This is a genomic window from Actinomyces polynesiensis, from assembly GCF_000820725.1.
In the GTDB taxonomy this organism is placed as follows: Bacteria; Actinomycetota; Actinomycetes; order Actinomycetales; family Actinomycetaceae; genus Pauljensenia; species Pauljensenia polynesiensis.
This window is the reverse complement of sequence record NZ_CCXH01000242.1, coordinates 17,605-31,052: the sequence shown is the minus strand read 5'-3', so window position 1 is coordinate 31,052 and position 13,448 is coordinate 17,605. Positions and strand designations below refer to the sequence as shown.

Genomic DNA, 13,448 nt, shown 5'->3' with positions numbered 1-13,448 from the left:
CTGTCCCCCACCCCCTTCGCCACCCGCTTCGAGGTCCTCGACGTCGTGGCCCTGCGCCCCCGCGCGGTCCAGGAGGCCCTGCGGGCCCGCGACGTCGGGCGGGTCGAGGTCAAGAAGCGCGGGGTCGACCTGGACCCCGAGGCCCTGCGTCGCTCGCTGCGCCTGGACGGGGCCGGGGAGGCCACCGTGATCGCGACGCGCGTGGACGGCCGGCACCGCGCGATCATCGCCCGACGCTGCCAGACTTGAGGCGTGGTGCCCACCGAGGGCACCCCCGACCCACCGGATGGGAGGCACCATGCCCCTGCCCTTCACGCCCTCCACACGCTCGACCATCGGGGTCGAGTGGGAGCTGCAACTCGTCGACCAGGACTCCAACGACCTGCGCCAGGCCGCCGACGCCGTGATCGCGGGTGCCACCGTCGACGGTGAGCTGAGCCCGCACATCCACCGCGAGATGCTCCTCAACACCGTGGAGGTGACCTCGGGGGCGCGCGACACCGTCGCCGAGTGCCTCGACGACATCGCGACCACCGTCACCTCGCTGCGCCCGGTCACCGACGCCCTGCGCATCGACCTGGCCACCGCCGGCACCCACCCCTTCGCGCGGCCCGCGTACCAGCGGGTCACCGATTCCGAGCGCTACGCGGAGCTGGTGGACCGCACGCAGTACTGGGGCCGCCAGATGCTCCTGTACGGGGTCCACGTCCACGTGGGCGTCGAGGACCGCGACAAGGTGCTCCCCATCCTGTGCGCGCTCACCACGCGCTTCGCCCAGCTGCAGTCCCTGTCCGCCTCCTCGCCCTTCTGGGCCGGGGTGGACACGGCCTACGCCTCGAACCGGGCCATGGTCTTCCAGCAGCTGCCCACCGCGGGGATCCCCCGCCAGTTCCGCACCTGGTCCGAGCTGGAGTCCTACACGGAGGACATGATCGACACCGGCGTCATCAAGGGCTTCGACGAGATCCGCTGGGACGTGCGCCCCTCCCCCAAGCTCGGCACCGTGGAGAACCGTGTCTTCGACGCCGCCACGAACATCTCCGAGGTCGCGGCCTTCGCCGCCCTCACGCACTGCCTCGTGGAGCACTACTCCCGCATGATCGACGCCGGTGAGCAGCTCCCCGTCCTGCCCGAGTGGTTCGTCGCCGAGAACAAGTGGCGCTCCGCCCGCTACGGCATGGACGCGGTGCTCATCCTGGACGCCGATGGCCACCAGGAGCACGTGCGCGACACGGTGGAGGGCCTCCTGGAGGAGCTCGCCCCCGTCGCCCGCGACCTGCGCTGCGCGCAGGAACTGGACGGGGTCCACGAGATCCTCCGCCTGGGCGCCTCCTACCAGCGCCAGCGCTTCGTCGCGGAGAACTCCGAGGACCCCCTGGACGCCGTGGTCGAGCTCATCCGGGCCGAGATGCGTGCCGACCGGCCCCTCGACCCCACCGAGTTCCTCGAGTCACGCTCCGGTGCCGAGGCCAGCGGGGTGCACGGCCAGCCCTGCTGACCCCCCTCGCCGAAGTCCGCTCTGTTCGGGGGCCGAGGTCCGCTCAGTTCGCACCCCGAGGTCCGTCCCTCCCTGCCCGAGCCGGGCCTCGCAGCCCGGCGCACCCGAGGGGTCTCAGGAGGCGATGACCTGCGCCGCAGCGGGCGCCATGTACGTCTGGGTGAGCGGCATGCCGGAGTCCGGGGAGAAGTCCCAGTCCGAGGGCGGGAGGCCCGCACGGACCAGCTCGGAGCCGATCGCTGCGATCTGGGCACCGTTGTCCGTGCAGAAGCGCAGGGGGGGCATCCGCACGGTGAGGCCCGCGGCGCCTGCGCGTTCGGTGATGAGGGCGCGCAGGCGGGAGTTGGCGGAGAAACCGCCCCCGATGACGATCGTGTCGCAGTCCATGTCATGGGCGGCACGCACGGCCTTGGCGGTCAGGGAGTCGTTGACGGCCTCGGAGAAGCCGGCGCAGACGTCCTCCGGGCTGAAGGTCTCCCCACAGTCGCGCACGCCCTCGACGTAGCGGGCGACGGCGGTCTTGAGCCCAGAGAAGCTGAAGTCGTAGCGGTGGCGTTCCTTGTCCTTGCCCGCGGCGAGGCCACGGGGGAAGCGGATCGCCTTCACGTCCCCCTGCTGGGAGAGCCGGTCGACGTGCGGGCCCCCGGGGTAGGGCAGGTCCAGGAGGCGGCCGACCTTGTCGAAGGCCTCCCCTGCCGCGTCGTCCAGGGTGCCGCCCAGCTCGCGCACGTCGGTGGCGATGTCCTCGACGAGGAGGATGTTCGAGTGTCCGCCCGAGACCACCAGACCGATGAAGCGCTGGGGAAGCGGCCCCTCGGCGACCTTGTCGACCGCGAGGTGGCCGATCACGTGGTTGACGCCGTACAGGGGCAGGTCGAGTCCCGTCGCGAGTGCCTTGGCCGCGCAGATCCCGACGGTCAGTGAGCCGACCAGACCCGGTCCGGCGGACACGGCGACCGCATCCACGCTGTCCAGGCCGACTCCGGCCTCCGCGAGTGCGGAGTCGAGGGTCGGCAGGAAGGACTCCAAGTGGGCGCGGGAGGCGATCTCGGGGATGATGCCGCCGTAGCGCGCGTACTGGTCCATGGAGGTGGCCGTGCGGTCGACGAGCAGCTCGGTGCCGCGCACCAGCGCGACCCCGGTCTCGTCGCAGGTGGACTCGATGCCGAGGATCAGGGGTTCGTCACTCACCCGGGCGATTCTAGTCGCCGTCGGGACGGATGCACCGCTCGGGTCAGGAGCCGGTGGTCACTCCCCGTCGGTGGCGTCCCCCGCACCGCGGTGCAGCCCGGCGACCCCCATCCCCGCCAGACCGACGCCCAGCGCACCGAGCGCCCAGGGGAAGAGCCCGACCGCGGACTCCCGACGGGAGGGATCCGAGCCGAGCATCCCGATGACGAGCAGGATGCAGAGCACCACGAAGACGACCAGGCCGACGATGCCGGTCAGGGTCCCGATCCTCCAGCGCAGTGGACGCCCCACGGCGCTGCCACCGGTGAGGTCCTCCTCCGGTACGGGTGACTCGCCCATCTGTGCTCCTCTCGGGTCGACGCGGACAGCCTATGCCCACCTCCCGCCCCCGGGGCGGGACCCGTGGTCCCCCCGTGCACCGCGTCGTGGTCCCCGCCGCGCTCCACCCCCCGGACGTGCCTCGGCCCCGCCCTCGTGGACGAGGACGGGGCCGGAGCGTGCAGCGGAGGTCAGACCCCCTTGAGGACCGACTTCCCGAGCTGACGGTTCAGCGTCGCGATGACGTCCAGCGGGATCTGCTTGGGGCACACGGCCGCGCACTCACCGATGTTCGTGCAGGTGCCGAAGCCCTCCTCGTCCATCTGGTTGAGCATGCCGACCACGCGCTTGAGGTTCTCCGGCTTGCCCTGGGGCAGGAGCTGGAGGTGGGTGACCTTCGCGGAGGTGAACAGCATCGCCGAGGCGTTCGGGCAGGCCGCCACGCAGGCGCCGCACCCGATGCAGGCCGCCGCCTCGAAGGCCTTGTCCGCGTCCTGCTTGGGGACGGGCGTGGAGTGGGCCTCCGGTGCCGCGCCGGTGTTGACGGAGATGTAGCCGCCGGCCTGGATGATGCGGTCCAGGGCGGAGCGGTTGACCACCAGGTCCTTGATGACCGGGAAGGCCTCCGCACGCCACGGCTCGATGGTGATGACGTCACCGTCGTGGAAGGAGCGCATGTGCAGCTGGCAGGTCGTGGTGACCTCCGGGCCGTGGGCGATCCCGTCGATGACGAGGCCGCACTGGCCGCAGATGCCCTCGCGGCAGTCGGAGTCGAACGCGATGGGCTCCTCGCCCCGCGCGAAGAGCTCCTCGTTGAGGACGTCGAGCATCTCGAGGAAGGAGGACTCCTCCGAGATCCCACGGATCTGGTACTCGTGCATGGCACCGGGGTCCTGGGGACCGCTCTGGCGCCAGATTCTCAGTGTGAGGTTCACTTGTAGCTCCGCTGCTTCAGCTCGATGTTCTTGTAGACGAGGTCCTCCTTGTGGAGGACCGGAGGCTGACCCTCACCGGTCCACTCCCACGCGGCGACGTAGAGGTACTTGTCGTCGTGGCGCAGGGCCTCTCCCTCGGGGGTCTGGGACTCCGCACGGAAGTGACCACCGCAGGACTCCTCGCGGTGGAGGGCGTCGATGCACATCAGCTCGCCCAGCTCCATGAAGTCGGCCACGCGGCCCGCCTTCTCCAGGGACTGGTTGAGTTCCCCGACGGAACTACCGGGCACGCGCACGTTCTTCCAGAAGTCGGCCCGCAGCTCACGGATGAGGCCGATGGCCTTGCGCAGCCCGTCCTCGGTGCGCTCCATCCCGCAGTACTCCCACATGATGTGGCCGAGTTCCTTGTGGAAGGAGTCCACCGAGCGGTTGCCGTTGACCGCCATGAGCCGGTCGATGCGGTCCTGGGCCTGCTTCTTCGCGGCGACGACGTCCGGGGAGGACTCGTCGAGCTTCGGCAGGCCGAAGGCGTGTGCGAGGTAGTCGTTCATCGTGTCGGGCAGGACGAAGTAGCCGTCCGAGAGTCCCTGCATGAGCGCGGAGGCGCCCAGGCGGTTGGCCCCGTGGTCGGAGAAGTTCGCCTCGCCGGCGACGTAGAGACCCGGGAGGTTGGACTCCAGGTCGTAGTCGACCCACAGCCCGCCCATCGTGTAGTGCACGGCCGGGTAAATGCGCATCGGCACCTCGTAGGGGTTCTCACCCGTGATGCGCAGGTACATGTCGAAGAGGTTGCCGTACTTCTCCGAGACCTTCTCGCGCCCCAGGCGCTGGATGGCGTCGGCGAAGTCGAGGTAGACGCCACGCGCCACACCGTCGATCTTCGGTCCCACGCCGCGGCCCTCGTCGCACATGTTCTTCGCCTGGCGCGAGGCGATGTCGCGGGGCACCAGGTTGCCGAAGGAGGGGTAGATCCGCTCCAGGTAGTAGTCGCGGTCCTCCTCGGGGATGTCGCGCGGGTCCTTCCCGCAGTCCTCGGCGCGCTTGGGCACCCAGATGCGGCCGTCGTTGCGCAGCGACTCCGACATCAGCGTCAGCTTGGACTGCTGGTCGCCGTGCTGGGGGATGCAGGTCGGGTGGATCTGGGTGAAGCAGGGGTTGCCGAAGTAGGCGCCCTTGCGGTGCGCGCGCCAGATGGCCGTCGCGTTGCAGCCCATGGCGTTGGTCGACAGGAAGAAGACGTTCCCGTACCCGCCCGAGGCCAGGACCACCGCGTCGCCGACGTAGGTCTCCAGCTCACCGGTGGTCATGTTGCGGGCGATGAGGCCACGCGCCCGACCGTCGGAGACGATGAGCTCGACCATCTCGTGGCGCGAGTGCTCGGTGACGGTGCCCGCCGCGACCTGGCGCTCGAGGGCCTGGTAGGCCCCGATGAGCAGCTGCTGCCCGGTCTGGCCGCGGGCGTAGAAGGTGCGCGACACCTGCACGCCACCGAAGGAGCGGTTGTCGAGGAGGCCACCGTACTCCCGGGCGAAGGGCACGCCCTGGGCCACGCACTGGTCGATGATGTTCGCGCTGACCTCGGCCAGGCGGTACACGTTGGTCTCGCGGGAGCGGTAGTCACCGCCCTTGACCGTGTCGTAGAAGAGGCGGTAGACGGAGTCGTTGTCGTTGCGGTAGTTCTTCGCGGCGTTGATGCCACCCTGGGCGGCGATCGAGTGGGCCCGGCGCGCCGAGTCCTGGTAGAAGAACACGTCGACGTTGTAGCCCATCTCGCCCAGCGAGGCGGCTGCCGCACCGCCGGCCAGGCCGGAGCCGACGATGAGGATGCGGAGCTTGCGGCGGTTGGCCGGATTGACGAGGGCGGCGTTGAACTTGCGCTGCTCCCAGCACTGGGCCAGCGGCACGTCCAGCGGCGCCTTGGTGTCGACGACGGGCTCGCCCTCGCGGTAGAGGCCCTTGATGAGTGTGTCAGTCATTTTTCTTCAGCACTTCCTCAGGAGATGATCCCGAACGCGATGGCCAGCGGTGGCGCCATGAACATGACGAAGATCAGTCCGCCGATGAGTCCGGAGAGCACGACCATGAACTTGCGGGTCCCCGCACGCACCCAGCCCAGCGACTGGAAGGCCGACCAGAACCCGTGGGCCACGTGCAGGCAGGCCGCTGCGACGAAGACCAGGTACACGACCACCATCAGGGGCTGCTGGAAGGACGCCACCATGCGCTCGTACGGGCTGGAGTCAACCGTGAACCCGGTCCGCACCGTCGCGGTGGTGAAGTGCAGGATGTGGAAGACGATGAGGAAGAGCAGCAGCACCGCCGTGACGCGCATGGTGCGCGCCGCATAGGCGTCGGCGGCGCTCTTCTTCACCACGTAGCGGGAGACGCGGGCGCGCCTGGACCGCTTCCAGGTGATGGCGGCTGCCACCACGTGGATGACGAGCATCAGCACCATCGCGCCGCGGAAGACCCAGATGAACCCCCCGTGCGGGAAGATCGGCACGAAGGCGTCCACCTTCAGCCAGTGGGCGTAGTCGTTGTACGTCTCCTCGCCGAGGAACATCTTGAGGTTGCCGTACGAGTGGAACAGCAGGAACATCACGAAGACAAGGCCGGAGACCGCCATCAGCTGCTTGACGAACACAGTGGTGGTCCACGCGCGCCGCTTCTTCGTTGCGACAGTAGTTGTGGCCATGGCGCACACCGTATCCGCCGATCAGGGCCCCTCACTGGGACCCCGGGCCCGGACGGGGACCCCGAGGAGTCGCAGGTCACGTTTTCGGCACGATCGTGCCGCCCGGAGGGCCCTCCGCAGGCCCTGCGGGGGACGGTCCGGGCGCCGGTGAGGGGGCGGTACGACGCGATTTCCGCAAGCCCCCCATTTCCGAATGCGTCACGGTGCCCTCCCGCCCGCCCCGGGCCCCCGTGCCGCGGGGTGTCCACCGGGGGACCCCACGGCATCGACGAGGGCGACCCGGGCCGGGTCACGCCCGCAGGTGCGGACCGTCAGTCCCCGGCTGCGACCGCCGTGCCAGTGGTGGCCGGGAGGTCCAGCCTCATGGTGACGGCGTCCTCGCGCGGGTTGCGGAAGTAGTGGCGCACCCGCCCGATCGGCCGGAAGCCGGCGGCTGCGTAGAGACCCCGGGCCGCCCCGTTGGAGGCGCGGACCTCCAGGAAGACGCGTCGTGTCCCCGAGCTGCGCGCCGCGGCGAGCAGGTCCTCCAGGAGGAGGCGTCCCACCCCCCTGCCCCGTTCCGTCCCACGCACCCCGATCGTCATGATGTCCGCGTCGGGTCCCAGGGTGATGCCGCCGTAGCCCAGCACCTGCCCGTCCCGCTCGGCCGCGACGTAGTGGCGCATCGGGGCGGACAGCTCCTCCGCGACCATTCCCGGCGTCCACGGGTCCTCGGCGAAGACCTCGGCCTCCAGGGCCGTGACGAGGTCGGCGTCGTCCGGACCGAGCACCCGCAGCGCGACGGGCGGACGGGGCGCCCCCCCAGCGGCGTTCACAGGGAGGCGGTCGGTTGTCCCTGGATGTCGGGCCGACGCAGGTAGAGGGGCTCGGTGCCCAGCCGGTCCACCTGTCCGCGCGCGAGGCGGGCGGCGACGATCCGCACGAGCACCGAGGGGTCGAGGACGACGGTGGGCCCCACGGGCGCCTGCTGGAGTGCCGCGACCGCGTGGTCGGGCACCTCGCCGGCGTGGACGAGAAGGGCGTCGGAACCGAGCAGGGCATTGGCCACGACCCGGGGGGCCGCCACGTCGGGGCCCTCGACGGCGCGGACGTCGTCGGGACCCTCCGCGCGGTAACGCGCCCAGTAGAGCTCATGGCGCCGCGCGTCGGTGATGACGAGCACCTCCGCATCGGGGGCCAGCAGGTCCAGGGCCTGCCTGGCGACGATGTAGAGGCTGGAGGCGCCGTGGACCTCGGCGCCCGCCGCACGCGCGAGGACCCGGGCGGTGACCAGCCCGGCGCGGAGACCGGTGAAGGGGGCGGGCCCGGTGCCGACCAGGACCTGTGTGATGCCGGAGCCCGCGAGCGCCCCGGTGATGCCGGCGGAGGCCAGGACCTCCCGGACCAGGGGGGTGACGGACTCGGCGTGGCGGCGCGTGGAGTCGTTCTCCGCGTGCGCGACGACGTCCCCGTCACGTACGAGGGCGACCGTGGTGGCCGAGGAGGTGTCCAGGCAGAGTTCACTCACGGCAGTCGATCCTACTCGTCGGTTGCCGACGGGGGCGTGCGTGGAGGCACCGCTGCCGGGTGCGGTCCTCCCACGCGCAGGTGCGGCGTCCGCGTCCTGCGCCGTGGGGGTGAGGCCGGCCTCGTCACCGATGCCGCCCAGCACCCCGTCCCAGCGGTGGCCGAAGGGCCGAAGGGTGATGGTGCGGTGGCCGTCGTCCATCTCCACCAGGTCGATGACCCCGTCCTCGTGGAGGGCACTCCCCCCGTGGGGTCGGGTGACGTCGACCTCGAGACGCTGGTCGGACAGGCCCTCGGTCTTCCCCTCCCCCCACTCCACGACGGTGACGGAGTCCGCGAGGGAGGAGTCGAGGTCGAGGGTCTCCAGGTCGTCGAGGTCCTTGATGCGGTAGGCGTCGGCGTGGATGAGGTCCGGCCCCCCGACGAGGGAGGGGTGCACGCGCGCCACGATGAAGGTCGGGGAGGAGACGTGCCCGCGCACGTGCAGTCCCTCGCCGATGCCCTGGGCGAAGGTGGTCTTGCCCGCTCCGAGCTCACCGCGCAGCATCACGAGGTCGCCCGCCCGCAGGTGCGCGGCGAGGGCCCGGCCGAGGTCCCGGGTGGACTGCGCGTCCTCGACGTCGAAGCTGATCATGCCCGTGCCTCCTCCTCGTCGGTCCCCCCGCCGTGCACGTGCACGCGTGGGACCCTCTCCCCCAGGCGGGAGACAATCTCGTAGTTGATGGTGCCGCAGGCCCGTGCCCACTGGTCCGCCGAGGGCACGCGCCCGACAGCGGGGTCCCCGAAGAGCACGGCCGTGTCGCCCACGCGGGCGGGGGCGTCAGGGGAGGCGCTGGTCTGGTCCTCGCGGGCAGGTCCGAGGTCGACCACGAACTGGTCCATGCACACCCGCCCCACCACGTGGGTGGCCACGGGGCCCTCCGCGGAGAGCACGGTGACCGGTCCGCAGTTGGAGGCGGCCCGCAGGATGCCGTCCGCGTAGCCCAGGGGCACCAGCCCCAGCCACCGGCGCGTCGGGGTGCGCCACGTGCCCCCGTAGGACACGGGCCGGTCGGTGGCGACCACCTTGACGGAGGTCAGGGGGGCCTCCAGTCGCATGACGGGACGCAGGCCGAGCTCGGCCGACCCGGCGACCACCGGATCGGGGCTGAGACCGTACATGCCGATCCCGATGCGCACCATGTCGTAGTGGGCCTCGGGGTGCCACAGGGCGCCGGCGGTGGCGCTGAGGTGCCGGATGGCCGGGTGCAGACCGGCCGCGGCGAGGACCCCCAGGCCCGACTCGAAGAGGGCCACGTGCTCGGCGGTGGAGGCGAGGCCCTCCGGGGAGGGGTCGTCGGCCCGGGAGAGGTGGGACCAGGCGCCGACGAGTTCCACCTGTCCGCCGTCCACGGCCGTCCGCACGGCGGAGGCGAGGGCGGGGAGGTCCTCAGGGGTCGAGCCCGCCCGCGACATGCCGGTGTCGACCTTGACGTGGATCCGGGCGCGTCGGCCCAGGGACCGTGCGGCGGCGGCGATCTCGGCCAGGGCCCACGTCCAGGACACCGACAGGTCGATGTCGGCCTCGATCGCCCGGGCCCAGTCCTGCCCGCTGGGGGCGATCCACGCGAGGATCGGGGCCGCCTCCCGGGCGACCCCCGCGTCGTCGAGGGCGGCGCGCAGCTCGAGCGCCTCCTCGACCTGGGCGACCCCCAGCCAGTCGGCGCCGGCCCCGAGGGCGGCGAGGGCGACGGGGAGCTGGCCGTGCCCGTAGGCCCCGGCCTTGACGACTGCCATCTGGAGGCTGTGGGGAGCCCGTCCGCGCAGGACGTGGAGGTTGTGGGCCACGGCGTCGAGGTCGACCACGGCCCGCGAGGGGTAGGTCTCGACCGGTCGGGGCGTCGTGACGGGGGTCGTGGGGATCGTGCTCACCGGGCCAGTATCCCACCAGTACCGCGGGCGGTGCCCGTGGGGGTCATGGGCCGTGGGACCTGTGAGGTGGCGGTCAGGAGGCCCCGTCGGCACCGACTCCGGCCCCGCCGCTCCCCCGCCCCGCGGGCCCCGGGGCGAGGTCGAGGACCATCACCCCGTCCTCCTCCCGGCCGGGGAGGTCGCTGAACCCCTCGGACCTGTAGAGGGCCACCGCGGCGCGGTTGGCGGGTTCGACCGACAGGGAGACCTGCCGGATCCCACGCCCGCGGGCGCGGTCCAGGACGGCGTGCAGGAGGCGCCGTCCCCAGCCCTGGTGGCGGTGGCCGCGCATCACGGCCAGGGTCAGCTCCGGGACGTCGGGGTCCACCCAGCCGTACCCGGCATCCTCCTCGGGGAGGAAGAGGAGGGTGGCCACGCCCACGAGCGTGTCCGCGCACTCGGCCACCACCCCGAGGTCACCCCGCTCGGGCACCAGGCGCGTGTAGCGGACGAAGTCGGGGGAGGTCCGGACCTGGTCGAGGGTGAAGCGACGCGACTCCCAGTTCAGGGCCGTCCAGGTCGCGCACTCGAGCACCCCGGTGCGCTCCGGGGCGAGCTCCGCGATGACGACCTCGTCCATCCCGATCCCTCCTGGTGCTCGTGTCGGGACAAGGACCCGGTGGGTCCTGGATGAATCCTATCGATGCGCGGCCCCGTGCGACCGGGGAGCGGCACTCAGGAGTCGAGGGCCTTCGCGACCCCGATGAGCAGCGCCCCGGCGACCACCAGGAGCACGCCGAACACCGTCACCACGAGCTCGCGACGGGTGCGCTTCTCACCGAGGAGGAAGATCCCGCCCAGTGTCGAGATGATCACGCCGAGTTGGGAGAGGGAGAACCCCATGGCCACGCCCACCCGTGCGGCATTGGTCTGCATGAGGAGCACCGCCAGCCCCCACAGGACACCGGGGACGAGCTGTCGCAGGGTCACCGGAGACCAGCGCGTGTCGCGCGCCCCGAGTTCGGGCGTGAAGCGCGGCGAGGTGAGGACCAGGCAGGCGACGGCGCACCCCAGGAACTGCGGCAGCATCGCCTCCCTCCCCGAGATGTCGAAGTAGCGCTGGATGAGGAGGTAACCGACGAGGCAGATGGTCGAGACCACCAGGTCCGCCCGGCCCTTCCCCCAGTCCACCCCCTCGCGCGCGGGGTTGCCCTCGGTCCAGGTCGTGCAGGCCACGCCGGCCGTCAGGAACACCAGTGCCAGCATCCCCACCGGCATGGCGCCGGGACCGCGCCACTCACCGAAGATGAGGATGCCACCCAGGGCCATGCCGACCAGCTGGGCGCCGGTGGAGATGGGCATGGTCCGGGAGACCCCGATGTGGTTGAGGCCCCTGACCTGGTAGAGGATGCCGATGCCGAGCATCGCGCCCGTGAGGAAGGAGACGAGGACCGTCCGCGGTTCCCGGTCCAGCCCGAGGAACGGGGTGAGCACGACGGAGACGAGGAGGGCCCCGGTGACCTCGCCCATCGTCTGTTGGCGGTAGTCGCCGCCCAGGGCCACCAGCAGCAACGACATGATGCCGAAGATCACCGATGGGGTCAGGGCGAGGAGGAAGTCGGCCACCGCGACAGCCTACAGCCGCTGGGGATCGCTCCTTGACGGTTCGGGTGATCGGTCCCATCCGGTGCGACGCCGGTGGTGGTGGACCTCGGCCGCCTCCTCCAGGAGCCCGGCGACGACCCCGGGCAGCATGCCGGCGAGGTCTTCGGCCTGGATGGGTGATCCGGCGGAGGCCGTGGGGTTGCGTGGGTCCTGCCCCGCGGCCAGCAGGGCGGCCCTCGCGTGGATCCACACCGCTGCCGCCGCGGTGAAGGGGATGTCGACGGGTGCGCCGCCGCGTTCCTCCTCGGCGCGACGCTGGGACAGGAGGGAGGCCATCGCGCCGGCGAGCACGTCGCCGCTGCCCGCCACACCCGTCCATCCGGTGGTGCCGGCCACGGAGAACACCCGCCCGTCCGGGGAGGACACCAGGGTGACGGAGCCCTTGAGCACCACGGTGGCCCCGGTCAGGGTGACCAGACGACCGAGGGCGGCGAGGGCGTCCGCCTCCACCTCCGGGCGCCCCACCTCACGGTCCTCCAAGCGGGAGAGCAGGGTCGCGGCCTCACCGGCGTGGGGAGTGAGGACGACGCGGTCGAGGCTCCCGTGCTCCTCCACCAGACCCGCGACGAACCCGAGGGCACCGGCGTCGAGGACCAGGGGGATGCCGCGGGCGAGGGCGCGTCGTGCGACGGCCTGGATGCGGGGTTCGATCTCCGCGTCGAGTCCGGAGCCGAGGAGGGCGGCCTGGGAGCGGCCCGAGGCGGTGACCACCCCGGGGTGACGGTCCAGGACGATGCGGGCGGTGCGACCCGCCGACTCCAGGCGCACCATGCCCGGTCCCATGCCGAGGGCACCCATCGTGGCCAGGACCCCGGCACCGGGGTAGGTGTCGGACCCGGCGGCGACCGTGACCACGCCGCGGGTGTACTTGTGGTCGAAGGGACCCGGGACCCGCAGGGTGAGGGCGATGTCGGCCGCCTCGGGACGCAGGACCTCACGGGGTCCCCCCGGTGCACCCCCGGCTTCCGCGGCGGGCGTGGGGGTCGGGCCGGGAGCGGGGACGAGGGCGGGAGCGGGACCGGCATCGGGGTCGGGACCGCCAGCCGGACCGGGAGCGGGAGCAGGACCGGGCGCCGTCCCCACGGCGGACCCCAGGTCCAACCCGAGGTCGACGACGTCGACGGTGCCGGTGTACTGGGCGGCGGGTGGCAGGAACAGGGGTGTCTTGGCGGCTCCCATCGTCACGGTGTGGTCCGCCCCGAGCACCTCCCCGTCCAGCGTCCCGTCCGCGGCGAGACACCCCGAGGGGACGTCGACGGCGACGACCCTCGTCCGCCAGACCTTGCGGGCACGTCCCAGCGCCCTCACGGCACCGGCGAGGGGTTCGCGCAGCGGTCCCCTCAGTCCCGTCCCGGTCAGCCCGTCGATCCACAGGTCCCCCGCGAGCCAGCCGGGGACGCCCTCGTCGAGGGGGAGGGGGAGGTCACGGATGTCGACCCCCGCTGCCACGGCGGCCGCGAGCGCACGCGGGTGCGGGTGGTCGGAGAGCAGGGCGACGCGGACGTCGAGTCCCCGGCGCACCAGCATCGCCGCCGCGTGGAGGGCGTCGCCCCCGTTGGCCCCGCCACCCACGAGGGCCACGACGGTCGCGCTGGGGCCGCCGAGTCGCTCCACCGCATCGGCCACGCCCCGCGCGGCGCGCAGCATGAGGGCGTCCTCGGGGGCGGCGGCGACGGCCAGCCGCTCGGCCTCGCGGACGACGTCGGGGGGCAGTGCGTGGATCACGGACCCATTGTCACCCGGGGAGGCC

Annotated in this window: 12 protein-coding genes and 2 pseudogenes; 2 read left to right on the top strand and 12 right to left on the bottom strand. The window is 72.0% G+C overall.

Translation table 11 applies throughout. The features are described from left to right. A partial coding sequence (locus TA90_RS15205) for a THUMP-like domain-containing protein (RefSeq protein ID WP_043536242.1) occupies window positions 1-249 on the top strand: 249 nt, incomplete at its 5' end. 49 nt (window positions 250-298) lie between these two features. Continuing rightward, window positions 299-1,498, top strand: a complete 1,200-nt coding sequence (locus TA90_RS10460; protein WP_052450764.1) for a glutamate--cysteine ligase — start codon at window positions 299-301, stop codon at window positions 1,496-1,498. 114 nt (window positions 1,499-1,612) lie between these two features. On the opposite strand, the gene tsaD is transcribed toward TA90_RS10460, so the two are convergent. From tsaD to TA90_RS10400, 12 genes and pseudogenes are all read right to left on the bottom strand, one after another. After that, the gene (gene tsaD, locus TA90_RS10455) at window positions 1,613-2,689 is read right to left on the bottom strand and encodes a tRNA (adenosine(37)-N6)-threonylcarbamoyltransferase complex transferase subunit TsaD (protein WP_231550726.1); all 1,077 of its coding nucleotides are present in this window, start codon (window positions 2,687-2,689) and stop codon (window positions 1,613-1,615) included. A 57-nt stretch (window positions 2,690-2,746) separates the two neighbouring features. Next, window positions 2,747-3,028: a hypothetical protein gene (locus tag TA90_RS10450; RefSeq protein WP_043536239.1), complete on the bottom strand. Its 282-nt coding sequence runs from the start codon at window positions 3,026-3,028 to the stop codon at window positions 2,747-2,749. 170 nt (window positions 3,029-3,198) lie between these two features. Further along, on the bottom strand, window positions 3,199-3,942 hold the full coding sequence (locus TA90_RS10445; protein ID WP_043536237.1) for a succinate dehydrogenase/fumarate reductase iron-sulfur subunit: 744 nt from the start codon (window positions 3,940-3,942) through the stop codon (window positions 3,199-3,201). Further along, the gene (locus TA90_RS10440; protein WP_043536235.1) at window positions 3,939-5,918 is read right to left on the bottom strand and encodes a fumarate reductase/succinate dehydrogenase flavoprotein subunit; all 1,980 of its coding nucleotides are present in this window, start codon (window positions 5,916-5,918) and stop codon (window positions 3,939-3,941) included. Before TA90_RS10440 ends, TA90_RS10445 begins: the two co-directional genes overlap by 4 nt. A 17-nt stretch (window positions 5,919-5,935) precedes the next feature. Continuing rightward, window positions 5,936-6,637, bottom strand: a complete 702-nt coding sequence (locus tag TA90_RS10435; RefSeq protein WP_043536233.1) for a succinate dehydrogenase cytochrome b subunit — start codon at window positions 6,635-6,637, stop codon at window positions 5,936-5,938. Between the two features lie 311 nt (window positions 6,638-6,948). After that, the gene (gene rimI / locus TA90_RS10430; protein ID WP_231550725.1) at window positions 6,949-7,452 is read right to left on the bottom strand and encodes a ribosomal protein S18-alanine N-acetyltransferase; all 504 of its coding nucleotides are present in this window, start codon (window positions 7,450-7,452) and stop codon (window positions 6,949-6,951) included. Beyond that, window positions 7,449-8,075, bottom strand: a pseudogene (tsaB, locus tag TA90_RS10425) (tRNA (adenosine(37)-N6)-threonylcarbamoyltransferase complex dimerization subunit type 1 TsaB); the annotation flags it as partial. The gene rimI and the pseudogene tsaB, both read right to left, overlap by 4 nt. A gap of 189 nt (window positions 8,076-8,264) precedes the next feature. Then, window positions 8,265-8,777 (bottom strand): annotated as a pseudogene (tsaE, locus tag TA90_RS10420) (tRNA (adenosine(37)-N6)-threonylcarbamoyltransferase complex ATPase subunit type 1 TsaE); the annotation flags it as partial. Then, window positions 8,774-10,054 (bottom strand): alanine racemase, encoded by a 1,281-nt coding sequence (alr, locus tag TA90_RS10415; RefSeq protein ID WP_231550724.1) that lies wholly within the window; start codon window positions 10,052-10,054, stop codon window positions 8,774-8,776. The gene alr and the pseudogene tsaE, both read right to left, overlap by 4 nt. Before the next feature lie 73 nt (window positions 10,055-10,127). Next, window positions 10,128-10,673 carry a GNAT family N-acetyltransferase gene (locus TA90_RS10410; protein ID WP_052450760.1) on the bottom strand — a complete coding sequence of 182 codons (546 nt, stop codon included), beginning with the start codon at window positions 10,671-10,673 and terminating at the stop codon, window positions 10,128-10,130. 95 nt (window positions 10,674-10,768) lie between these two features. Then, window positions 10,769-11,659: a GRP family sugar transporter gene (locus TA90_RS10405; RefSeq protein WP_043536231.1), complete on the bottom strand. Its 891-nt coding sequence runs from the start codon at window positions 11,657-11,659 to the stop codon at window positions 10,769-10,771. A 9-nt stretch (window positions 11,660-11,668) separates the two neighbouring features. Further along, on the bottom strand, window positions 11,669-13,423 hold the full coding sequence (locus tag TA90_RS10400) for an NAD(P)H-hydrate epimerase (protein WP_052450759.1): 1,755 nt from the start codon (window positions 13,421-13,423) through the stop codon (window positions 11,669-11,671). Window positions 13,424-13,448: the final 25 nt, after the last annotated feature.

Coding starts and splice junctions, on each gene's coding strand:
- TA90_RS10450 (WP_043536239.1), bottom strand. CDS start 3,028: ATGGGCGAGTCACCCGTACCGGAGGAGGACCTCACCGGTGGCAGCGCC.
- TA90_RS10440 (WP_043536235.1), bottom strand. CDS start 5,918: ATGACTGACACACTCATCAAGGGCCTCTACCGCGAGGGCGAGCCCGTC.
- TA90_RS10435 (WP_043536233.1), bottom strand. CDS start 6,637: ATGGCCACAACTACTGTCGCAACGAAGAAGCGGCGCGCGTGGACCACC.
- TA90_RS10410 (WP_052450760.1), bottom strand. CDS start 10,673: ATGGACGAGGTCGTCATCGCGGAGCTCGCCCCGGAGCGCACCGGGGTG.
- TA90_RS10460 (WP_052450764.1), top strand. CDS start 299: ATGCCCCTGCCCTTCACGCCCTCCACACGCTCGACCATCGGGGTCGAG.